Source organism: Neisseria sp. P0009.S010 (assembly GCF_051958545.1).
In the GTDB taxonomy this organism is placed as follows: domain Bacteria; phylum Pseudomonadota; class Gammaproteobacteria; order Burkholderiales; family Neisseriaceae; genus Neisseria; species Neisseria subflava_A.
On record NZ_JBQCVH010000010.1, the window covers coordinates 24,822 to 46,555 of the forward strand.

The 21,734-nt window shown below is 50.3% G+C and carries 24 protein-coding genes, 1 other RNA gene and 1 pseudogene; 14 read left to right on the forward strand and 12 right to left on the reverse strand.

Annotation, left to right across the window (positions count from 1 at the left end):
• The first annotated feature begins 83 nt into the window (after positions 1-83).
• On the forward strand, positions 84-413 hold the full coding sequence (locus ACTHSN_RS09925; protein ID WP_107768583.1) for an FKBP-type peptidyl-prolyl cis-trans isomerase: 330 nt from the start codon (positions 84-86) through the stop codon (positions 411-413).
• A gap of 126 nt (positions 414-539) precedes the next feature.
• A complete protein-coding gene (locus ACTHSN_RS09930) occupies positions 540-788 on the forward strand; it encodes a BolA family protein (RefSeq protein WP_003686612.1) in 249 nt (82 codons plus the stop codon).
• Positions 789-933: 145 nt separating this feature from the next.
• Here ACTHSN_RS09930 and ACTHSN_RS09935 read toward each other — a convergent pair whose 3' ends face one another.
• Entirely contained in the window at positions 934-1,728 is a 795-nt protein-coding gene (locus ACTHSN_RS09935; RefSeq protein ID WP_049329347.1) for a methyltransferase, read from the reverse strand.
• Between the two features lie 55 nt (positions 1,729-1,783).
• Positions 1,784-2,530, reverse strand: a complete 747-nt coding sequence (gene bioH, locus ACTHSN_RS09940) for a pimeloyl-ACP methyl ester esterase BioH (protein ID WP_440365294.1) — start codon at positions 2,528-2,530, stop codon at positions 1,784-1,786.
• Here bioH and ACTHSN_RS09945 point away from each other — a divergent pair.
• The 7 genes from ACTHSN_RS09945 (at position 2,529) to rnpB (ending at position 6,649) form a co-directional block, all read left to right on the forward strand.
• Positions 2,529-3,245, forward strand: a complete 717-nt coding sequence (locus ACTHSN_RS09945; RefSeq protein WP_070712467.1) for a ComF family protein — start codon at positions 2,529-2,531, stop codon at positions 3,243-3,245. The genes bioH and ACTHSN_RS09945 overlap by 2 nt on opposite strands.
• A gap of 64 nt (positions 3,246-3,309) precedes the next feature.
• Positions 3,310-3,774 (forward strand): tRNA (uridine(34)/cytosine(34)/5-carboxymethylaminomethyluridine(34)-2'-O)-methyltransferase TrmL, encoded by a 465-nt coding sequence (trmL, locus tag ACTHSN_RS09950; RefSeq protein ID WP_070461542.1) that lies wholly within the window; start codon positions 3,310-3,312, stop codon positions 3,772-3,774.
• Positions 3,775-3,822: 48 nt separating this feature from the next.
• Positions 3,823-4,542: a septal ring lytic transglycosylase RlpA family protein gene (locus tag ACTHSN_RS09955; RefSeq protein ID WP_070461541.1), complete on the forward strand. Its 720-nt coding sequence runs from the start codon at positions 3,823-3,825 to the stop codon at positions 4,540-4,542.
• Between the two features lie 98 nt (positions 4,543-4,640).
• Complete coding sequence (ruvA, locus tag ACTHSN_RS09960) at positions 4,641-5,225, forward strand: Holliday junction branch migration protein RuvA (protein ID WP_049349161.1); 585 nt, start codon at positions 4,641-4,643, stop codon at positions 5,223-5,225.
• Between the two features lie 13 nt (positions 5,226-5,238).
• Positions 5,239-5,472, forward strand: a complete 234-nt coding sequence (locus ACTHSN_RS09965) for a hypothetical protein (RefSeq protein ID WP_049333119.1) — start codon at positions 5,239-5,241, stop codon at positions 5,470-5,472.
• A gap of 54 nt (positions 5,473-5,526) precedes the next feature.
• The gene (locus tag ACTHSN_RS09970) at positions 5,527-6,234 is read left to right on the forward strand and encodes a hypothetical protein (protein WP_049333117.1); all 708 of its coding nucleotides are present in this window, start codon (positions 5,527-5,529) and stop codon (positions 6,232-6,234) included.
• Positions 6,235-6,287: 53 nt separating this feature from the next.
• Positions 6,288-6,649, forward strand: an RNA gene (gene rnpB / locus ACTHSN_RS09975) — RNase P RNA component class A.
• 105 nt (positions 6,650-6,754) lie between these two features.
• On the opposite strand, the gene mltA is transcribed toward rnpB, so the two are convergent.
• Together mltA and ACTHSN_RS09985 are read right to left on the reverse strand one after the other, a co-directional pair.
• Positions 6,755-8,077: a murein transglycosylase A gene (gene mltA / locus ACTHSN_RS09980; protein WP_070461538.1), complete on the reverse strand. Its 1,323-nt coding sequence runs from the start codon at positions 8,075-8,077 to the stop codon at positions 6,755-6,757.
• Positions 8,078-8,166: 89 nt separating this feature from the next.
• Positions 8,167-8,739, reverse strand: coding sequence for an RDD family protein (locus tag ACTHSN_RS09985; protein WP_070461537.1), 573 nt, complete (start codon positions 8,737-8,739; stop codon positions 8,167-8,169).
• Positions 8,740-8,979: 240 nt separating this feature from the next.
• Between ACTHSN_RS09985 and asd the strand changes: the two genes are divergently transcribed.
• Positions 8,980-10,095 carry an aspartate-semialdehyde dehydrogenase gene (asd, locus tag ACTHSN_RS09990; RefSeq protein ID WP_063076326.1) on the forward strand — a complete coding sequence of 372 codons (1,116 nt, stop codon included), beginning with the start codon at positions 8,980-8,982 and terminating at the stop codon, positions 10,093-10,095.
• Positions 10,096-10,184: 89 nt separating this feature from the next.
• Here asd and ACTHSN_RS09995 read toward each other — a convergent pair whose 3' ends face one another.
• Positions 10,185-10,982, reverse strand: a complete 798-nt coding sequence (locus ACTHSN_RS09995) for a factor H-binding protein (protein WP_070461536.1) — start codon at positions 10,980-10,982, stop codon at positions 10,185-10,187.
• 196 nt (positions 10,983-11,178) lie between these two features.
• Between ACTHSN_RS09995 and ACTHSN_RS10000 the strand changes: the two genes are divergently transcribed.
• Positions 11,179-11,661 (forward strand): dihydrofolate reductase, encoded by a 483-nt coding sequence (locus tag ACTHSN_RS10000; protein WP_070461535.1) that lies wholly within the window; start codon positions 11,179-11,181, stop codon positions 11,659-11,661.
• A gap of 82 nt (positions 11,662-11,743) precedes the next feature.
• On the opposite strand, the gene ACTHSN_RS10005 is transcribed toward ACTHSN_RS10000, so the two are convergent.
• Positions 11,744-12,010, reverse strand: coding sequence for a DUF3079 domain-containing protein (locus ACTHSN_RS10005; RefSeq protein ID WP_003686685.1), 267 nt, complete (start codon positions 12,008-12,010; stop codon positions 11,744-11,746).
• Between the two features lie 167 nt (positions 12,011-12,177).
• Between ACTHSN_RS10005 and ACTHSN_RS10010 the strand changes: the two genes are divergently transcribed.
• Positions 12,178-12,633 (forward strand): GNAT family N-acetyltransferase, encoded by a 456-nt coding sequence (locus tag ACTHSN_RS10010; protein WP_234396013.1) that lies wholly within the window; start codon positions 12,178-12,180, stop codon positions 12,631-12,633.
• On the opposite strand, the pseudogene ACTHSN_RS10015 reads toward ACTHSN_RS10010, so the two are convergent.
• From ACTHSN_RS10015 to ACTHSN_RS10035, 5 genes and pseudogenes are all read right to left on the reverse strand, one after another.
• Positions 12,532-12,804 (reverse strand): annotated as a pseudogene (locus ACTHSN_RS10015) (hemagglutinin repeat-containing protein); the annotation flags it as partial. The gene ACTHSN_RS10010 and the pseudogene ACTHSN_RS10015 sit on opposite strands and share 102 nt — an antisense overlap.
• A gap of 403 nt (positions 12,805-13,207) precedes the next feature.
• Positions 13,208-13,687: an SMI1/KNR4 family protein gene (locus ACTHSN_RS10020; RefSeq protein WP_070461533.1), complete on the reverse strand. Its 480-nt coding sequence runs from the start codon at positions 13,685-13,687 to the stop codon at positions 13,208-13,210.
• Positions 13,688-13,702: 15 nt separating this feature from the next.
• The gene (locus ACTHSN_RS10025; protein WP_283120669.1) at positions 13,703-13,954 is read right to left on the reverse strand and encodes an HNH endonuclease; all 252 of its coding nucleotides are present in this window, start codon (positions 13,952-13,954) and stop codon (positions 13,703-13,705) included.
• A gap of 107 nt (positions 13,955-14,061) precedes the next feature.
• Positions 14,062-16,212, reverse strand: coding sequence for an ATP-dependent DNA helicase DinG (gene dinG, locus ACTHSN_RS10030; protein ID WP_070461532.1), 2,151 nt, complete (start codon positions 16,210-16,212; stop codon positions 14,062-14,064).
• A 164-nt stretch (positions 16,213-16,376) separates the two neighbouring features.
• The gene (locus tag ACTHSN_RS10035; RefSeq protein ID WP_107768592.1) at positions 16,377-16,595 is read right to left on the reverse strand and encodes a DUF2061 domain-containing protein; all 219 of its coding nucleotides are present in this window, start codon (positions 16,593-16,595) and stop codon (positions 16,377-16,379) included.
• 128 nt (positions 16,596-16,723) lie between these two features.
• Here ACTHSN_RS10035 and ACTHSN_RS10040 point away from each other — a divergent pair, with 128 nt between their 5' ends.
• Entirely contained in the window at positions 16,724-17,674 is a 951-nt protein-coding gene (locus ACTHSN_RS10040; RefSeq protein WP_070461530.1) for a D-2-hydroxyacid dehydrogenase, read from the forward strand.
• A 195-nt stretch (positions 17,675-17,869) separates the two neighbouring features.
• Here ACTHSN_RS10040 and gnd read toward each other — a convergent pair whose 3' ends face one another.
• On the reverse strand, positions 17,870-19,318 hold the full coding sequence (gene gnd, locus ACTHSN_RS10045) for a decarboxylating NADP(+)-dependent phosphogluconate dehydrogenase (RefSeq protein ID WP_070461529.1): 1,449 nt from the start codon (positions 19,316-19,318) through the stop codon (positions 17,870-17,872).
• 476 nt (positions 19,319-19,794) lie between these two features.
• Here gnd and ggt point away from each other — a divergent pair, with 476 nt between their 5' ends.
• Positions 19,795-21,564 carry a gamma-glutamyltransferase gene (ggt, locus tag ACTHSN_RS10050; protein ID WP_070461528.1) on the forward strand — a complete coding sequence of 590 codons (1,770 nt, stop codon included), beginning with the start codon at positions 19,795-19,797 and terminating at the stop codon, positions 21,562-21,564.
• The last annotated feature ends 170 nt before the right edge of the window (positions 21,565-21,734 follow it).

The following is a 21,734-nucleotide window of genomic DNA, read 5'->3' on the forward strand; positions in this document are numbered from 1 at the left end:
CCGGCCATATAGTCGGCTTTGTTTCACGATTCCACACAATATGGTAATCTTGAGCCGATTTTCACCATACATCCGAAAGGAACATCATGAGCCTGATTATTGAAGACTTGCAAGAAGGCCACGGCAAAGAAGCCGTCAAAGGCAAAGAAATCACCGTACATTACACCGGCTGGTTGGAAGACGGTACCAAATTCGACTCCAGCCTCGACCGCCGTCAACCGCTGACCATCACTCTGGGCGTCGGCGAAGTGATTAAAGGTTGGGACGAAGGCTTCGGCGGCATGAAAGAAGGCGGCAAACGCAAGCTGACCATTCCTTCCGAAATGGGCTACGGCGCACACGGTGCCAGCGGCGTGATTCCTCCGCACGCGACCTTGATTTTTGAAGTCGAGCTGCTGAAAGTGTACGAATAAGCATTTGACGCTTCAAAAAACCGAGGCCGTCTGAAACCCGAAATTTGGTTTTTCAGACGGCCTGTTTTTATCAAGATTCGGTATAATGCCCTCTTTTACAAGCAAACCATTTCCCAAGGAACCTCCATGCTTTTACCCGAACAAGTCAAAACCCTGATTGAAGGCGTTACCCCTTGCGAACACGTCGAAGTCGAAGGCGACGGCCATCACTTCTTCGCCGTCATCGTTTCCTCCTCATTTGAAGGCAAAGCCCGCCTCGCCCGCCACCGCCTGATTAAAGACGGCCTCAAGCCGCAACTCGAAAGCAACGAATTGCACGCACTGTCGATTTCCGTTGCCGCCACTCCGGCCGAATGGGCTGCCAAACAGGCTTAATTTGGAATCAAATAAAAGGCCGTCTGAAAACTTTTCAGACGGCCTTTTTCATACATATTAAACAGCGCAGGCAATCGATACAAACGCTAAACCGCATTCGACAACACGCAATCGCGGTGTCAACCCTACCGGCACAACCGCCAAACTAGCCCTGCCGTTTCGGGAAAAACTGCACCACGTTCTCCCCTTGCGGCAACACCAATTTCTTCACGGCATGGCCGTACACGGTTTCAAGCGTGATGTTCAGACGGCCTTCGTTTTCAAAAATCTTATCCACACATTCCTTGGCCGCTTGCGGATTACTGAACTTCAACGCATTCCACAATCCCAAGGTTTCCATGTCCTGCCAAAACGTCCCGGCTTTTTTATAGCTCAACTCAAGCTTGGCCGTGTCGGTTACCGGATCGTAAAAGCCGTTGTCGGCGAGCATATCGCCCAAGTCGTGCATATCAATCAGCGTGGGCGCTTCGCATTCGATGCCTTCATGGTTCAGACGGCCTGTCAGCTCGGTCAGGCTGTCGCGGCCAAAGTGCGTGAAAAACAATAATCCGTCGGTTTTCAAAGCAACGGCCCAGTTTTTCAATACCGGCAAAATATCGTCGGCGCGGCTGAGGCTGAGGTTGGCCCACAGCATATCGGCGGATGCTTCGGGCAGCGGCGCGGTCAGGGCTTGGCAATGTTGCGGAATGGTTTTGCCGGTCAGCTTCTGCCAGAAACCGCCTTTGCGCGCGGCGGCGGCGGTTTTCAAAAAGTCGGCATTCGGATCGTATTCTTCAAACACGGCGTCGGGATAACGCGCGGCCAGCAGGCTGCGGCTGATGTCGGCATCGGCACCAATCAGCATGATGCGTTTGGGTGCATTGCGGACTAGCTGCAGGCGCTCGTCGGTGTCTTGGGCGAGATGGCGGTGAATTTGCCAGCGTTTGTCTTGTTCGGTCATGGTGGGTCGTGTCAGCGGGCTTTGCCCGACAATGTTTTTATGGTTGAAGGCTGTTTCAGACGGCCTTTTCGACAAAATTGCGGTAGGTTTCGGCAAATTCGTCGGCATGGCTTAAAAAGGGCGCGTGTGCGGCTTTGTCGATAAGGACCAGCTCGCTGTTACTCAAATGGCGGTGTAAATATTCGCCCATACGCGGCGGCGTGATGGCGTCTTTCTGTCCAAACACCAGCAGTGACGGCGTTTGAATAAGCGGCAACAGCGGACGCGCGTCGGCATGGTTGACCGCTTCAAGTGCGGCTTGTAAGGCGGAAGGCGTGCCGCAGCACGCCAAATCGGGCAGCACCCGGTTTAAGATTTCGCCGGAATGGGGCGTGTGCAGCAGTTGCAGTTGTAGAAACTGTTTAATATGTTTGGCATAATCCAGCTGAAATGCGCCGACCATCTTGCCCAAGGCAGGTTGTGCCAAGCCTTCTGGATAATCCGTGTCGGCAGTCAATCGGGCAAAACTTGCCGTCAGGCATAGCGATTGGATTTTGTCGGGATAAAGCGCGGTCAAATACAGGGCAACCAATCCACCCAGCGACCAGCCAAGAATGTGTGCCGGCGTGTCGATTTGTCCGGCAAAGGTTTCGGCAACGGCGGCAATATCAAACGGTTCGGTAAAAGGCGCATCGCCGTGTCCGGGCAAATCAAGCGCGCGGACGTCCCAACCGGCAGGCAGGCGCGGTATCAAATCGTCGAATACATGGCGGTTCGCCGCCCAACCGTGTATCAGATAAACTTTTTTGGCGGAGTGTGGCATGAATGTTCTTTCTTGGTGGCGCAGTTTGAAACAGCTCAATGCGCGACGTTGCGTATTATGCCACGATTCCGTTTCAGACGGCCTTTGCCGAGGCTGCGCAAACGATTTGACGGAATATTTTATCGACGCGGCACAAAGCTGCCCTTTGTGTTTCCGCCATGTCGCAGGCGGGGCAGTGTGCGGCAGTTGTCAGAAAAAGCCGCCCGCATTTGATAGAATGTGGGCCTCGCTGTATTACGAACCACCCGTCAGCAGCATGATACGCGAGCTGAAACACTTGGCCGATTTGGGCATGAGCCGGCCGTTGGCGGATTTGATGGGCCAAAACGCACCGGACTGGCTAACGACGGAACACTTCGATTTCGTCCTGCCCATGCCTTTGAGCAAAGAGCGGCGGCTCAAGCGCGGATTCAACCAAAGCGAGGTGTTGACGGATATTTTGGCAAAACGCTACGGCTGGACGCTGCTGCCGCGCCACGCGGTTTTCAGACGGCACGGCGAGCCGCAAAGTACGCTGAAAAGCGACGAACGTCGGCGAAATATCAAGAATGCATTTAAAATCAAAACTGAATTGCCGAAGGCGTGTAATATTCTGTTAATTGATGATGTCTTTACCACCGGTTCGACTTTAAACGAATTGGCGAAAACACTGAAAAAATCAGGCGCAGGTAAGATTTTTTGCTGGAGCTTGGCGCGGCCGCCAATGAAAAAATAGCTTAAAGTTTTTGACACCCATGGAACATTTCGGCATTATGCCACTCTATAAGTGATTGATTTATATGTTTACCATAGTTTTGTACCAACCCGAAATCCCGCCCAATACGGGCAATATCATCCGCCTGTGCGCCAATACCGGTGCCGATTTGCACTTGGTCAAGCCGCTTGGGTTTCCGCTGGATTCGTCCAAAATGAAACGCGCGGGCTTGGATTATCACGAGTTTGCCAAACTGACGGTACATGAAAATTTCGATGATTGCCTCAAGGCCCTTGAAGGCCGTCGCATTTTCGCGCTGACCACCAAAGGTTCTACCCGACCCGACGAAGTTTCCTTCCGCGAAGGCGACGTGTTGCTGTTTGGTCCCGAAACGCGCGGCCTGCCTGCCGAAGTTCTCGACAGCCTGCCTGCCGGACAAAAAATCCGCCTGCCGATGATGCCCGACAGCAGGAGCATGAATCTTTCCAATACCGTCGCCGTTATTCTGTTTGAAGCATGGCGACAAAACGGTTTCGCAGGCGGCGTATAACAGGCCGTCTGAAACCGCTGCGTTATCAACTCAAGAACGGAACCCGTTTTGACTTTTACCAAAAAAACCCTCCTTTCCTTAGCCGCCGCCACCATCGGCGTCCTTTCCATCAATGCCGCCGTCGCCGACAGCGTGGTCCGAGTCGAAAAACTGCATCCTTCTGCCAACCGCAGTTACAAAGTTGCCGGCAAACGCTACACGCCGCTGACCAAAGTTTCCTCTTTCAGCCAAACCGGCAAAGCCTCATGGTACGGCAGCCAATTCCACGGCCGTAAAACTTCCAGCGGCGAGCGTTACAATATGAACGCCCTCTCCGCCGCCCACAAAACCCTCCCTATTCCCAGCTACGCACGTGTGACCAATATGCAAACCGGCAAAAGCGTCATCGTCCGTGTCAACGACCGCGGCCCTTTCCACGGCAACCGCGTCATCGATGTTTCCAAAGCCGCCGCCCAACAATTGGGTTTCATCAACCAAGGCACAGCCAACGTCAAAGTTGAACAAATCATCCCCGGCCAAACCGCCGCTCAAACCATTATTACCCCAAACAACAAAGAATTTTTTGTTGATTTGAAATCCTTCGGTACCGAACGCGAAGCGCAAGCCTATTTGAACCAAACCGCACAAAGCCTGCCATCCGACAGCAAAATCACGCTTGAAAAACGCAACTACGAATACGTTGTCAAAATGGGTCCGTTCAGCAGCCAAGAACGTGCCGCCGAAGCAGGCGAACGCGCCCGTCATCTGAACCTGGCATCCGCCATCTGATTTCGTCCGCGTTACCGCTGAAGTTTGATACAATACAAGGCCGTCTGAAACCCGATTGCAAGGTTTCAGACGGCCTTTTTTAATCACAGGGGAACACCATGATCAGCAGGCTTACAGGCAAATTGATTGAAAAAAATCCGCCGCAGGTCGTTATCGACGTCAACGGCGTCGGTTATGAAGCCGACGTTTCCATGCAGACTTTCTACAACCTGCCCCCCGTTGGCGAAACCGTCCATCTCTACACCCAGCTTGTCATCCGCGAAGACGCGCATTTGCTGTTTGGATTCGCCTCAGCCGAGGAACGCGCCACCTTCCGCCAACTGGTCAAAGTCAGCGGCATCGGTGCCAAAACCGCATTGGGTATCTTGTCGGCCATGAATGCCGACGAGCTGGCGCAAGCCGTCGCCGAAGAAGACGTCAAACGCCTCTCCTCCGCCCCCGGCATCGGCAAAAAAACCGCCGAACGCATGGTGTTGGAACTACGCGGCAAACTCGTATCCCATACCGTTTCAGACGGCCTGTTTGCCCCTGATGCCGTTGCCGACGAAAGCCAAGACATCATCAACACCCTGCTTGCCCTCGGCTACAACGAACGCGAAGCCAAAGCCGCCACCAAAGGCATTCCCAAAGGCACGGAAGTCGGCGAAGGCGTACGCCTGGCCTTGAAAAACCTGCTCAAATAAGGCCGTCTGAAACATGAAAACTGCCGTCCTGAGTACCGCCTTGCTTCTAAGCGCGTGCGTTTATACCGAGACTCCGTACGGGCGCACCGCCGTCTTGGACCTGCCCGTCCACTCGCAAACCACCGTCAACAAAACCGTGACCATCAACGCCCCGCCCGGGACGACCGTTATCTATCAAGACAGCGAACCCGTCCGCAATTACCCGGCCTATCCCGTTTATCCCCGCCGGGTTTATCGTTATCGATAAACAATGCTGACCGTTTGAAACCATAGATTCAGACGGCCTGTTGAGAGACCAGCCATGAAATACATCCTTCCCCTGCTTTTACTCCTGAGCGCCTGCACACCGGACACCAAGACCACGGATGCCGCATCCGCCCCCAAAACACACGGCTTCGCACACCGCCTGACCGAAGGCGAAAAACTGCTGACCCAAGCCCTCATCAAACAAGACCTCGCCGCCTACTTCAAACACGAAACCGGCGGCGCATTTGCCGAACAAGCCCCCTTATTCTCGGCCCAGCAACTTGCCGAACAGAAAAACATCCCCAAAAACGATGCCATCGGCGTTTACGGCAAAATCATCAAAACCCAAGGCCGCACCGCCTGGCTGCAAACCGACAAGCAAACCCTCAAACTCGATTTGGCCGAACCGCTGCAAGAAGCGCAAGGCGAAGTTACCCTTGTCTGCCAATATGAAAACACCGCATTCCAAGACTGCCAAACAGAAGAAAACTTCGCCCGACGCTTTACCGAACAAATCTTCTCGGCGGTCGAGTCCGGACGCGTATCCGCCCAAACAGACGCACCGGCCGAAGAAATCATGGCCGGCCGCCTCATCCCGTTTTTGAGTGCCGCCAGCGACTTTACCGGCAACTTCAAAGCCTGCGCCACCACCATGACCGAATACTGCACCAGCCGCCTAGCACGCGAAATGCCCGAATCCGCAGTCCGCAAAAAAGCACAGGAATTGGGTTTGACCGAAATAGCATTTAAAAAGAAAAAATAAATATTTAGGCCGTCTGAACCTTATGGCGGCTGTGTTATAATCTGCACCTCATACAGGTTGGACAGACAGTCGCCGCGTATCGCGTAAGGCATACGGGGAGGAAAGTCCGGGCTCCACAGAGCAGAATGCCGGCTAACGGCCGGGCGCGGCAACGCGACGGAAAGTGGAACAGAAAGCAATACCGCCGATGATTGCCTTAGGGCAAAACAGGTAAGGGTGAAAAGGTGCGGTAAGAGCGCACCGTGCATTTGGTAACAAAGCGCAGCAGGCTAAACCCCATTCGGAGCAAGACCAAACAGAACGCGATGACGCTGCTCGCCGAGCGTTCGGGTAGGTTGCTTGAGCACACCAGCAATGATGTGCCTAGAGGAATGACTGTCCGCGACAGAACCCGGCTTACCGTCCGAGCTGTATGTCCCCATACCGCGGCAGGTTTTAAAAACCTGCCGCATTTTTATAGAAATAAAAAGGCCGTCTGAAACCTCAATCTTGGTTTCAGACGGCCTTTTTAAACCGCTGTTTATGGGCGGTATTCCGGTTTCATGCCGTTGGGCAGGAGCTGCCATACATAGCCGGTGGTTTTCATTTTGCCGGCCACTTCGCCTGCTTCGTCACCATAGCCCCAGAAATAATCCACACGGACCGCGCCTTTAATCGCGCTGCCGGTGTCTTGCGCCATAATTAAGCGGTTGAGGGCTTTTTTGGTGATCGGATGGGCAGTGGCGACAAACAGCGGTGCGCCAAGCGTGATGTAGTGGCGGTCGATGGCACCGGCGTATTCGCCCATCAACGGCGTACCTAATGCGCCCACCGGGCCTGAATCACTGCTGCCGGTCAGCTCGCGGAAAAAGACGTAGCTTGGGTTTTGTCCCAAAACTTCGGCAAGGCGGCCGGGGTTTTGCTTCATATAGGCCTTGATGCCCTGCATGCTGGTCTGACCCAGCGGCAGATAGCCTTTATCCGCCATATAGCGGCCGATGGAAACATACGGATGTTCGTTTTTATCGGAAAATCCGACACGGATGTATTTTCCGGACGGTGTTTTCAGACGGCCTGAACCTTGAATGTGCATAAAGAAAAGTTCGACCGGATCATCTGCATAACCCAAAATCGGCGCTTTGCCGTTAAGCGCGCCGCCGTTGATTTGGCTGCGGGTGTAGTAAGGAACAAAACGGCTGCCTTCAAAACGGCCTTTCAGCGCAGTGCTGCGTGCTGTAATCGGGAATCTGGACAAGTCGGCCGTGTATGTACCGCTGTTGTCGATGACACCGCTGTTTGGGCCGGTTTGGCGGATGCGGACAGTGGCTTTGCTGCCCCTCAAGTTTGCAGCCAGCGGAACGGAAACGAAATCGTTCGGAATGCCGTAAATAGGGAAACGGGATTGGCTTGTGGATTTGTCGTCGCCGTGCAGGACCGGTTCGTAATAGCCGGTAATGGTGCCGGCAGGATTGCCGCCGTTATCGACGCGCCATGCGGTGAAATAGCGCTCGAAAAAGTGCTTGGCTTGGAAATGGTGCACCGGCGTTTGCATGGCTTGGATACAAACGTCCTGCCAGCCTTGGCGGTTTTTAAGTTTTTCACAGCCTAAACGGAAAGACTGCAGGCTTTTGGTAAAGTGTTGGAGGTCCCAGTGCGGCAATTCGTTGTAGGAAACTACGGTGTAGTTTGCTCCTCCCCCGCTCACTGTCGTACCGACGGGATCAGGCGTACCGGTGGGGCGGTCAGGACCTTTGATAACGCTGGTGTCGGTTTCGGGAAGATTTTTAATGCTTTTGCTCGGGCAGGCGGCAAGAATGGCTGCGGCAATACTGACGAGCGTAATGCGGTACAGATGTTTTTTCATGGAATCAATAGCGTGTCGAAAGGCCGTCTGAAAGCTATTTTTCAGACGGCCTATGTTGGAAAGTGCTGATTTTAACACAAAAAAGCGATTTATCGGCGCGGCGGCAATTTGACGACAACCGTATCGGCCAGCATATCGTAGAGCGTGCGACGGTTGCGTTTGACGGAGAAGAGCATGATGAAGTTGATGAAAGTCATAAGCAGAGAAACCAAATCTCCACCTGTTTCATTTACTGCCAACATTACCGCAATGACTATAATACCGACAATGAATGACCAAGCCACTTCGCGTATCAAAACCGTACCACCAAAACCCGGATTGCTACCGTCACTTTTTAACACCCGGATGCCCATAATTTTTTTACCTAAAGACTGACCGTCTCGGCTCATGTAATACAGTTGGAAGATACCAAAAACCAAATAGACAGCCAAAGAAATAAAAAATGTTATGACTGCATAGTCAGGAGTATTAGAAAGAGAAGACTCCGAAACTAATTCTTTGCTTTCATCAAAAGTGAAAACTACCATCACAATGAATGGTACCCATATCAAAAAAGTAAACAGATTATTCAACAAATATGCCACAACCCTCGCCCCCGGCGAAGCAATATGGACATCTACTATTTCTGTTTTAGGCAAATCCGACAAATTGATTTCGCTCATTTAATCTTCCTCTGTGCAATTAATGAAATGTAGTTTCATTGTTATCTTAACCTATTTTCCCATCATTCTAAAAATTTTTGATAAAAACCTTTACATTTTCCGCAGACGGCGTTAAAACACTCGTTTTCCCCTTTTTTATAGTGGGTTAACAAAAGTCTGAACAAAGCGGCAGGCGATGCCGTTCCGATTTTTGTTAATGCACTATAAACTTATCCGGATTTTCTTTGTAAGGAGTAACACATGAAAGTAGGTTTCGTCGGCTGGCGCGGTATGGTTGGCTCTGTTTTGATGCAGCGTATGAAAGAAGAAAACGACTTCGCCCACATTCCCGAAGCGTTTTTCTTTACCACTTCCAACGTCGGCGGCGCTGCCCCTGATTTCGGTCAGGCAGCCAAAACATTGTTGGATGCCAATGATGTTGCCGAATTGGCAAAAATGGACATCATCGTTACCTGTCAGGGTGGCGATTACACCAAATCCGTCTTCCAACCCCTGCGCGACAGCGGCTGGAACGGCTACTGGGTTGACGCGGCTTCTTCCCTGCGCATGAAAGACGATGCGATTATCGTCCTCGACCCTGTCAATCGCAACGTCATCGACAACGGTCTCAAAAACGGCGTGAAAAACTACATCGGCGGCAACTGTACCGTTTCCCTGATGTTGATGGCTTTGGGCGGCCTGTTCCAAAACGATTTGGTCGAATGGGCAACCAGCATGACCTACCAAGCCGCTTCCGGCGCGGGTGCGAAAAACATGCGCGAACTCATCAGCGGCATGGGCGCGATTCACGCTAAAGTGGCGGACGAGCTTGCCGATCCTTCCAGCGCGATTCTCGACATCGACCGCAAAGTGTCCGATTTCCTGCGCAGCGAAGACTATCCGAAAGCCAACTTCGGCGTACCGCTCGCCGGCAGCCTGATTCCGTGGATTGACGTGGACTTGGGCAACGGCCAGTCAAAAGAAGAATGGAAGGGCGGCGTAGAAACCAACAAAATCCTCGGTCGCAGCGACAATCCGACCGTAATCGACGGCTTGTGCGTACGCATCGGCTCTATGCGCTGCCACAGCCAAGCCCTCACCCTGAAGCTGAAAAAAGACCTGCCTGTTTCCGAAATCGAAGCGATTTTGGCAGGCGCGAACGACTGGGTGAAAGTTATCCCCAACGAAAAAGAAGCCAGCATCCACGAGCTGACGCCCGCCAAAGTTACCGGCACGCTGTCTGTTCCTGTCGGCCGTATCCGCAAACTGGAGATGGGTGGCGAATACATCAGCGCATTCACTGTCGGCGACCAACTCTTGTGGGGTGCTGCCGAGCCGTTGCGCCGCGTATTGCGCATTATCTTGGGCAGCCTGTAATTTAGGTTGGCATGAAAAAAGCAACGGTTTGAGCCGTTGCTTTTTTTGTCACAAAAAGGCCGTCTGAACATTTCAGACGGCCTTGTTTCCTATTCTTTTTTACCGGCTAAACCGATTTCTTTGGTGGAGTCGCCAACTTTGATTTGCGCTTTACCGGCAATTTCTTCAGCCTGCGGGCCGAAGAGTTTCAAATCGTAACGGCCGTTTTCTACGCCATTCAAACTGGTTTTACCGCTGATGGCGGCTTTGCCATTGTTATTGGCAATGCCTGCGGCAAGCAGGTCGACATTATTGTGGGAAGCCATGCTGCTGATTTTGCCGTAACCTTGTTTTTTATCGAAATCGACGGTGTATTTCAGACGGCCGCTGCGGTCGTCGCCATTAAACGCGATACCTGAATACTGATAGCTGCCTTGTTTGGGCAAATTGCGATACGCTGTTTCATCGCCTTGGACTTCGCCGACGATGAATGTGTATGTATCGAGGTTTTGCAGCTTGCCTGCGTCATCGGCTTTTTGTTTGGCGTAACGCGCGGCAACAGTGGAATAATTTTGTTTATACACTTGGAAGTCGCCCGTTTCCAAAGTGATGACTTGGCCGTTTACCTTAATTTTTTGGGCGTAGTCGTAAGAAGATACTTTATCGGTTTTCAAAAAGCCGGTATCGAGTTTGTCGCCTTTTTTCAGGTTTTGCGGTTTACCGTTGGCCATCAGCTCCAACGTACCGTTTTCAGGGACGGATTCGTTCAATTCAACGGACAACACGCCTTTCGGATGCGGATTGAGCGGCTCGGTCACGGCATTCGACAAGCCGCTTGTTGCGCCACCGCAGGCAGCCAACATCAAAGACAGGGAAGCAGTCAAAGCAGAAATACGGAGGGTTCGCATCATTTTTTCCTTTCCTTTTTATTTGGTATGATATTCATCATATACCTAAAAAAATGAACAATAAATGATTTTTGTCAAAATTAAGTATTTTGAATATTAATTTTATAAATATTGAAACATTTTAAAAATATCGGGCATTCAGTCCATCCAGCCTCCCTTCCGCTATAATCATTTTATTTTGCAAACGGACTTCATCATGCCGAAAATCACCCTTATCGCCGCCTACGCCGCCCGCCGCTGTATCGGCATCAACAACACTATGCCTTGGCATTTGCCCGAGGATTTTGCCTTTTTCAAATCCTACACCACCGGCAAACCCGTCATTATGGGCCGCAAAACATGGGAATCTCTGCCGCGCAAACCGCTGCCCGGCCGTCAAAATATCGTCATCACCCGCCAAGATTATCAGGCCGAAGGTGCGCAAACGGCGGCTTCTTTGGAAGATGCGCTGGCTTTGTGTCAGGGGGCTGAAGAAGTCATCATCATGGGCGGCGCTCAAATTTATGCACAAGCCCTGCCGATTGCCACGGATTTGCGTTTGACCGAAGTCGGTTTGGATGTGGACGGCGATGCGTTTTTTCCTGAGTTTTCCACAGAAACATGGCAAGAAGCCTCTCGGGAAAACCATGTTTCCGCCAAAGGCATCGAATACGCGTTTGTGCATTATGTGAAGGCATAATCCGACAACGCAAAGGCCGTCTGAAACCCTGTTTTTCAGGTTTCAGACGGCCTTTTTATTTCGTTTGTTTACGGCATACCGTTTAAGCCGTTTTGTTTTTTAAAGGCAGCTTGATATGCGGTTTGGCCGGCTTGGGTGCTTCTTTCAGTCCAAGTTCGATTTGCTGCTCTTCGCTCAACAAATTGCTCCAGTCGCCTTTTTTATACCAGTCGCGGCCGTCCAATTCGATGGGATGTTGGATGCGCTCGCAACCGTTGCCGCATTGCAGATCGTCTTCTTTGCAGTATTTGTCGCAACCCCAGCAGATACGCTCGGGATTTTTCGGGAAAATGGGAAATTTCTTGGCCATGGTGTTCTTCTTTTGTTTGTGTGCGGTATGGGCAGAATTATAAGTGATTTGAATGGGGCTGGCGGCGGGTTTATCGTGTTTTACGCTGATTTTTTAAGATGTGTTAACCTTTCAGACGGCCTATACTGTGAAAATAATCCCTACGCGGTACAACAAGAGGACCCGATATGAACATATGCCGTCTGAAGCCTGAATTTGTCGAGCCTTTATCACTCACGCTATTTGAGGAATGGCACGATTTTGCGCCGTGGTCGTCTCTGGACAAAATCCGTGTGTATTACGCACAGTGCCTTAATGGGGATGACTTGCCGCTGGCGTTTGCGGCTGTCGATAACGAAGGGCGGCTGATGGGTTCGGCGGCATTAAAGCGGTTTGATATGGCGTGTTTTCCCGAATACGAATATTGGCTGGGTGATGTGTTCGTTTTGCCGCAATTTCGCGGTTTGGGCGTAGGCAGGCAGCTGGTTTCGTTTTGTCTGGATAAAGCACGCGAACTGGGTTTGCCGCATCTGTATCTCTATCCAGCCGCTGCTTTTGTTGTTGCTGCGTTCGCTGCTGCTTTGTTCGGCGGATTGGAGTGTGATGTCGTTATCGGCAATCAGGCCGGTTCCTGCTTTACCTGAAACATCCGATCCTGTGATGTTGATATTGGATTGTTCGCCTGCACCTCCGGCAATAAGGGTAGTTTTACCGCCTGCTTGAATTTGGCTGGCTTGGGCTTGATTTACTTGAACTTGGGTGGTTTGTCGGTTTTGCTGTTCGCCGTAGGTTATGGAAATGCTGACTTCTGCTGCTGCAACCGCTGCTTCTAAATACCGCTTGGGCAAGGATATACACGGTTTTTTGTCATGTGCTTAATTCTTCTTGCTTGTTTTTTTCGGTGAGTTGATTTTCTTTTTTTACACAGGCAATAGGCACTTGGCGGTGCATGGGATTAATACCACAACCAAGTGATAGCACCGGGTGCTTCGCTTTCGTTATATGGCTCACTGGGATAGAGCTTGGGTGAGAGAATGTTTAGGGGGGAGTGGGCATAGTTTAGAGTTACGATTAGTTAAAGTAAAAAGGAAAGGTAAGTGGTTTTAAGGCAGCCTGAAACGGAGTTCAGCGAAACCAAAACCGCGTGTGCATGAATGCACATCCTACCATTTCACTTTTTTGGTTGGTTACACAGGCTATGCTGGTTAGTAGTGCCAGTTAATCTACATCTTGATAAAGTTTATCTATAAAACTATCAAAATCAGGTGTGATGGGAACTGTAATCATCTTGGTATTACCTAGTTCATCTTCGTAAAATTCATCATGATACATAAGTACGATGGATGGATTACTTGAATTCTTACGGTAATCAAAACAAATATAATCGCCATTTGCACTTATTCCAAATGCAACAACTTGGTTTCCATAGCCATATTCATTATCAATGCATGAATAGGTATAGATATTTTCATGACAGGAGGCATCTTTTTTATATCCTAAAAATAAAATATTTCTGTCATCTGTATTCTTATTATTATCAATAAAAATAAAACAATCTTCTTCGGGATATAAATAATCATGTTCACTTATCAAATATATATACGATCTAGGGAATGTTACACCTAAATTTTCTGCAAATTTTTCAATGATTGAAGCAGAAACTTTTCCTTCATCTCTCCAGATATTTAATTTTTTCATTATTCATTTCCTTGATTAACGTCCTTTTTTTAATGCATTTTGACCAGTATGTCTAACTGCATCATGTATTTCCAATGGTACTAGCTGCATGTTATTTGGTGCACTTTGTGCATTATGATGCCAAATATATCCATTAATAGTCCGTTTTCCAGCCATAATATCTTCTAACTGTGTGCTAGTAAAATTTGATTTAGGAATTACCCCACGCCGGATGTGCAGGCCGTGTATGAAAAGTTCGGCTAGAAAGAAATCACGCAGACTTGGCACAACGGGGAAACCGTATCCGTCATGAAATTGGATTTATAGCTTGAAATGAATAAAAGGCCGTCTGAACATTTGATTTCAGACGGCCTCTGCCTTTGAATTATCCACAACTACCCTATCCGTTTAAACGGCGGCAAACAGGCCAATAATTGCTGGCCGTAGCGTTGCGTTTTGACGCGGTTGTCGAGGATGGTCACACGGCCGTAATCCTGTTCGGTACGGATAAGGCGGCCGACGGCTTGGATCAGTTTGATGCTGGCTTCAGGCACCGTAATTTCGATAAAAGGATTGCCGCCGCGTTGTTCAATCCAACGGTTTTGGGTTTTCTCGATGGGGTTGTCCGGCATGGCAAACGGCAGCTTGGCAATAATGACTTGAACGCAGGCCGTGCCGGGCAGGTCGAGGCCTTCGGCAAAACTGTCGAGGCCGAAAATAATGCTGGCTTTACCTTCGGCAATGGCTTGATGGTGCCTTTGCAACAGGACAGCCTTGGGCAACTCTCCTTGTACAAGCAGAAGCGGCAAGTATTCGTCAGGCAGTCGTAAGGCGACATCCTGCATTTGCTTGCGCGAGGAAAACAACACCAGCGTGCCGATGGCTTCAACCGGCGAAACCAGCTTCGGCAACCATTCGACAATGGCGGCCGTGTGCGCATCAGGGTCTTTGGGGCTGGCGTGTACGGGCGGAATATACAGCTCGCCTTGCGTATCGAAATTAAACGGGCTTTCCAATGCAAGCGTGGTGGTTTCGGGCAGCCACAGCAGGCCGGTTTGGCGCAAAATCAGGTTGAAGCTGCCGAGCGATTGCAGGGTGGCCGAAGTCAACACCGCACCTGCCGCGCGCCGCCACAGGCTGTTGGCAAGGTGGGATGCGCTGCTGATGGGGCTGGCGTTGAAAATATAGTCGTTTTTGTCGTCGGCACGGCGGGTTATCCATTTCGCCAACGGCTCTTCGCCTTCAATGGGAACGGTAGAGAGCAAATCCCAAACTGCGCTGATTTGTTCGATACGGGCGATAAAAAGGCCGAACTCGCTGGTCAGGCGGTCGATGAGCGCGCCGTCCTGTTCTTTTTCGCGGCGGGCGGCGGAAAGCGCATCGTTCAGCCCGACGACGTGTTTGAGCAGGCTGCGTGCAGCAATGGCCGTATTGGAAACTGTGGTTTCCAGGCCTTCGGGGATTTTGCCGTCTTCCCACAGCCAAGTCGGTTCGTTGTGTTTCCGCCTGTCGTTTTCAGACGACCCCAGACTTAAAGACGGCTCTTCCGCCAAGTGAAACTGCCATTCGTGCAGGCTGTCGAGCAAGGATGTGGCAGCTTCGTCAGCAAGGTTGGCAAGTTCGGCTTTATCGGTCAGCGTGGCAATTTTGCCGGTAAGCTGCGGCAGTTTTTCCAGCGTCCAAACGGCAATATTCCATGAATGTTCGGCGGCAAAACGGCTGAGGGCTTTTTTGGGCAGATGGTGCGCTTCGTCTATGCAATAGAAACTGTTTTCGGGTGCAGGCAGAATCACGCCGCCGCCCATGCTGATGTCGGCAAGCAGAAGGTCATGGTTGGCAACGACGACATCGACGGTTTCCAAAACATCGCGCGCCAGGTAAAACGGGCATTCCGGACGGTTAGGACAGGCGGATTTCAGGCAACCGTGGCGGTCGTTGGTAACTTTGAGCCAAATCGCGTCATCGATTTTTTCCGGCCAAGTGTCGCGGTCGCCATTAAAGCGGCGGGCGGAAAATTCATCGGCAATGTCGCGCAGCAGGTTCAATTCTTCCGGCTTGGGTTTGCTGTCCCACAACACTTCCGGCGCTTCAAAACCAAGCAGGTTTTGCTGGGCGTTGTTTTGCGTCAGTTGATAGAGTTTGTAAGGGCAAAGATAACGGCCGCGCCCCTTGGCAAGCGTAAAGGTCAGCTCCAAACCGCTTTTTTCGACCAGAAACGGTAAATCGCGGTCAACCAACTGCTCCTGCAAGGCCACCGTCGCGCTGCTGACAATCAGCCGTTTGCCGCGCGTTTGCGCCATGATGCCGCCGGCCAAAAGATAGGCCAACGATTTACCCACGCCGGTCGGCCCTTCGATCACGGCAATGCTCTCGCCCTCGCGTTTGGGCGCTTCTTCGCCTTCTTCACGCGTCAACGTCCGCGAAAAAGCGTTGGCAATCGCCGCAATCATTTCCCGCTGCGAAGCGCGCGGACGGAAACCGGGCAGGTTTTTGCCGATGTTTTGGTAATGGTCGCGGATGGCGTTTTTTTCTAAATCGGTGAGCATTGAGGCCGTCTGAATGGGTTTGCAAGAATAGCGTATTTTAGCATTTTTACCTTCATGAAGCCTTCGTAAAGTCTTACCCTATTTTAGGGTTTGGCATTTTGATGGCGATGGACGAACTGCAAAGGCATAATCGTTTTTAATCAAGCAAAGGGCCGTCTGAAACTTTAGCCGCACTGATGCAGAGGCACCCACAATTTTTGTTTTTCGGATTTGTTTTTCTCGTAGCGGTTCCACGCTTTTTCGTGAAAATAAAAGACGACGGTATTGGCGATGGGTTCGACCAAGGCCACCGCGCTGGAAACGCCGATACTGCCGGTCAGAATATAGGCGACACTAAATGCGACGCTGAAATGCAAAATAGCAAATGTAATGGTTTTAATCATTCTGTTTTCCTGATACATTGGTGTTTTAATCGCTACATAATAATTATTATCAACTAACGCGTATATTTTAAATCCTTTATCCTAATTTAGATTTTATAAATCGATATTTTATTTTTGATAGGAATTTTATGAACCCGCTCCATATTGTCGTCCTCGACCGCGATACTCTCGTCAACCGCCCGTTTGATTTTGATTTTCCACATACATTGAGCAGCTACGGCACAACCGAAGCGCACGAAACCTTAGAGCGTATCCGCGGCGCGGACATTGTGATTACCAACAAAGTCGTGATTTCCGCCCAAGCATTTGCCGAAAATCCACAATTCAAGCTGGTTGCCGTTACCGCGACAGGCGTCAACAATGTGGACGTTGAGGCTGCCAAACAAAACGGTACGGCAGTGTGCAATATCCGCGCTTACGGCAATGAATCCGTGGCGGAACACGCGTTTATGATGATGATTACCCTGATGCGCAACCTGCCTGCCTATCAGCGTGACGTTGCGGCAGGCTTGTGGGAAAACTCACCGTTTTTCTGCCACCTCGGCGCACCGATGCGCGATTTGAACGGTAAAACGCTGGCGATTTTCGGTCGCGGCAATATCGGGAAAACGCTGGCAACTTATGCTCAGGCTTTCAAAATGAATGTCGTGTTCGCCGAACATAAAAATGCCCAAAGCGTCCGCGACGGTTATGTTTCCTTTGACGAAGCCATCCGCTCCGCCGATGTCGTATCGCTTAATTGTCCGCTCACGCCGCAAACGGCCAATATGATAGGCGAAGCTGAATTGCAGCAAATGAAACCCGGCGCCATCCTCATCAACTGCGGACGCGGCGGCTTGGTTGATGAAGCCGCTTTGGTTGCGGCGTTGAAATACGGCCAAATCGGCGGAGCAGGTTTTGACGTATTGACACAAGAGCCGCCGCGCGACGGCAACCCTCTGCTGAAAGCCCGACTGCCCAACCTCATCGTCACGCCACACATTGCATGGGCAAGCCAAGAGGCCGCCAACCGCCTGTTTGACATCCTTTTAGACAATATCAACCACTTTGTGGCCGGTAATCCGCAAAATCTGGTTTAATCTATGGAAAACCTGTTGATAAGGTTGTGAACAATTTTAAAGGCCGTCTGAAATATTCAGACGGCCTTTATTAATTCTTATTTATTTCATAAAGTTATCTATAAAATAGGTTAAATCGTTTCATTCTTCATTGTGGATAACCCTATAAAAAGGCCGTCTGAAATACTCAGACGGCCTTTTGTTTGCTCAGGCAAATTAAATATCGTATGTGGTTGAAGCGGTATCGCCGCCCTTGCCTGTCCAGTTGGTATGGAAGAACTCGCCGCGCGGTTTGTCGGTACGCTCGTAAGTGTGCGCGCCGAAGTAGTCGCGTTGCGCTTGCAGCAGGTTGGCCGGCAGACGCTCGGAAGTGTAGCCGTCAAGGAAGGTAATGGCGGAAGCCATGCAAGGCATCGGAATACCGTACTCAATCGCTTTGGCCACCACTTTACGCCATGCAGGCAGACAGGTTTCCAACACGCCTTTGAAATAAGGATCGGAACCCAAGAATACCAAATCAGGATTGGCTTCGTATGCGTCACGGATGTTGCCCAAGAACGCGCTGCGGATGATGCAGCCTTCGCGCCACAAGAGGGCAGTATTGCCGTAATTCAATGCCCAATCGTTGTTTTCGCTGGCTTCGCGGATCAGCATAAAGCCTTGTGCATAAGAAATGATTTTGGATGCCAACAGGGCTTGGCGCAAAGCATCCACCCATGTGGCTTTGTCGCCTTCGACGGGGCTGATGGTTTTGCCAAACAGGCTGTTTGCTTGGGCGCGTTGGTCTTTAAACGCGGACACGCAACGTGCAAACACGGCTTCGGAAATCAGGGTCAACGGGATACCCAAATCGAGGGCATTGATACCGGTCCATTTGCCTGTGCCTTTTTGACCTGCGGTATCAAGGATTTTTTCGACCAAAGGTTCGCCGTTTTCATCTCTGTAACCCAAAATCGCGGCAGTAATTTCAATCAGATAAGAATCCAGTTCGGTTTTGTTCCACTTGTTGAAGATTTGGTGCATTTCATCATAAGACAGGCCCAAACCGTCTTTCATGAATTGGTACGCTTCGCAAATCAACTGCATATCACCGTATTCGATGCCGTTGTGCACCATTTTGACGAAATGGCCTGCGCCGTCGCGGCCGACCCAGTCGCAGCAGGGTTCGCCTTGCGGGGTTTTGGCGGCAATGGCTTGGAAGATAGGTTTGACGGCGGGCCATGCGGCTTCGTCGCCGCCGGGCATGATGGACGGGCCGTGACGCGCGCCTTCTTCGCCACCGGATACGCCCGCGCCGATAAAGCGGATGCCTTTCGCGGCCAGCTCGTGTGTACGGCGGGTGGAATCAGGATAGTTGGCATTACCGCCGTCAATAATGATGTCGCCTTCGTCCAAAAGCGGAACGAGTTGTTCGATAAAATCGTCAACAACAGAGCCAGCGCGAACCATCATCATGATTTTGCGCGGTTTTTCCAGTTTATCCACTAAATCTTGCAATGAATAGGCACCGATAATGTTGGTACCTTTAGCTGCGCCGTTGAGAAAATCGTCTACTTTAGCGGTGGTCCGGTTGTACGCCACGACTTTGAAACCGCGATCGTTCATATTCAAAATCAAATTTTGACCCATAACGGCCAAGCCGATGACGCCGATATCGCCTTTCATTGATGGAAGCTCCATTATTAATTTAATTTATCAACCGTAACTCTAGCTGATTTACAACTTTTTAACAATCCTTAACTTTTTAATTTTTTGAAAAGATGCCTTTACGTTTCAGACGGCCTTTGGGAAAACAAACTATAAATAAGATTTTAAATAATAAATAGAAGATGATATTGAGTGCAGACACAGCTTGTTGATAACTTTGATTACAAAAATTTTTCAAATACTTAGCTGATATTTTTTGATGAGGATAAAGTATTGTCGGCCTTGTTTGCAGATGTGGATAAAAATTTCCTACTGCTTTATTCTGTGGGTAACTTTTTGCCTGTGCACAATCTTAGCCTGTTTTATACTTCTCCAATTGGAACTGATTGACTAGAGAAATAGTCAAATGGTTTTTTATTTCAAGTTATTTTCATATTTCCTTTTATTTAAGCTGGGAAAAGGCCGTCTGAAAATATTTCAATAAGGGTGTGCATATGAAGTTTTCCTTTAGTATTAACCTGTTATCCGTTTTGATTTTGGCCGCTTGTGCGCAACAGCCGGTTCAAAAGCCTCAAGTTTCCCTGCCCTCTGTATCTGTGGATAACCATGCGCCGGAGCAAGGAACAGGGCTGACGGAGCAGAAATTAATCCGCGCCAAGCATTATATGGCGGCGTCTGCCAATCCGCTGGCAACTGAAGCCGGTTATGAAATTTTGAAGCGCGGCGGCAGTGCGATAGATGCGATGATTGCCATGCAGACAACTTTGGGACTGGTTGAGCCGCAGTCTTCCGGATTGGGCGGCGGTGCGTTTTTGGTGTATTGGGACAATAAGGCGAAAAAGCTGACGACGTTTGATGCCCGAGAAACGGCGCCGAAAGCGGCAACGCCGGAACTTTTCTTGGATGAAAACGGCAAACCGATGGGCTTTATGAAAGCAGTGGTCGGCGGCCGTTCGGTCGGTGTGCCGGGAATTCCGAAGCTGCTGGAAGATGTCCACAAGCGTTACGGCAAATTGCCCTGGGCAAGTTTGTTTGAGAAACCGATTACTTTGGCGGAACAAGGTTTTGCCGTTTCTCCGCGTATGGCGAAATCCATCGAACAAAATTTGGAACCCTTGCAACGTTATCCGCAAACCGCCGCTTACTTCCTGCCTGACGGCAAACCTTTGGCTTCGGGAACGGTTTTGAAAAACCCTGAATTTGCGCGTTCCGTACGCCTGTTGGCGGAAAAAGGCAGTGCGCCGTTTTATCAGGGAATGCAGGCGCAGAATATTGTTCGTGCCGTTACCGGTGCTGTGGATAATCCTGGCAAAATCAGCATGGCGGATTTGAAAAACTATCAAGTTATCGAGCGTAAGCCGGTTTGCGCGCCGTATCGTGAATATGAAGTTTGCGGCATGGGCGCGCCAAGTTCGGGCGCGATTGCTTTGGGTGAGATTTTGGGCGTCTTACAAAATCAGGATATGAGGGCGTTGGGATCGGAAAATATTCACAGTTGGCGCTGGATAGGCGATGCGTCGCGGATTGCTTTTGCCGACCGTGATTATTATGTCGGCGATCCTGCGTTTGTGAACGTTCCGACCCGCGCCATGATTTCTCAGGCTTATTTGAAACCGCGTGCCGAAGAAATCCGCAAAGCTGACAAGGCATTGGAAACTATTCAGGCAGGTCAGTTCGGCAAGGTATACGCGCAGGGCATGGCGGTCGAGCTACCGTCTACTAGCCATTTGGTGGTTGTGGATAAAGACGGCAATGTCGTGTCGATGACGACTTCGATTGAAAACGCGTTCGGTTCGGGGCTGATGGCAAACGGTTATCTGCTCAACAACGAATTAACCGATTTTGCCTTCAATCCTGTCGGAGAGGACGGTAAAACGGTGGCAAACAGCGTTGCCGGTGGAAAACGTCCGCGTTCTTCGATGGCGCCGACCATTGTGATGAAAGACGGAAAACCTTATATGGCGGTCGGTTCGCCGGGTGGCAGCCGCATTATCGGTTTTGTCGCTAAAACGCTGGTGGCGCATATCGATTGGGGTATGGACATTCAGACGGCAATTTCACTGCCGAATATGCTCAATCGCGGCAGCCAGTATGAAATCGAGGATAAAACAGCGGCTGCGGATAAAGCGGCTGCGTTGGAAAAATTGGGCTACAAAGTCCAAATCCGCGATTTGAATTCCGGCGTGCAAGGCATTGTGATCGGCAAAGACAGTTTGCTCGGCGGCGCCGACCCGCGCCGTGAAGGCAAGGTCATGGGCGATTGATATTGTCGGTTTGACATGCAAAGGCCGTCTGAAACCTAGTTGTTCAGACGGCCTTTTAGTTTAGGAAAAAATATGGATAAGATGTGTATAAGAATAACGCTAAATTTTAATGTTTTTATTTTTCAATAAGATAAAAAGGATGAATATGTGGATAATTACTTGTGGAAAAT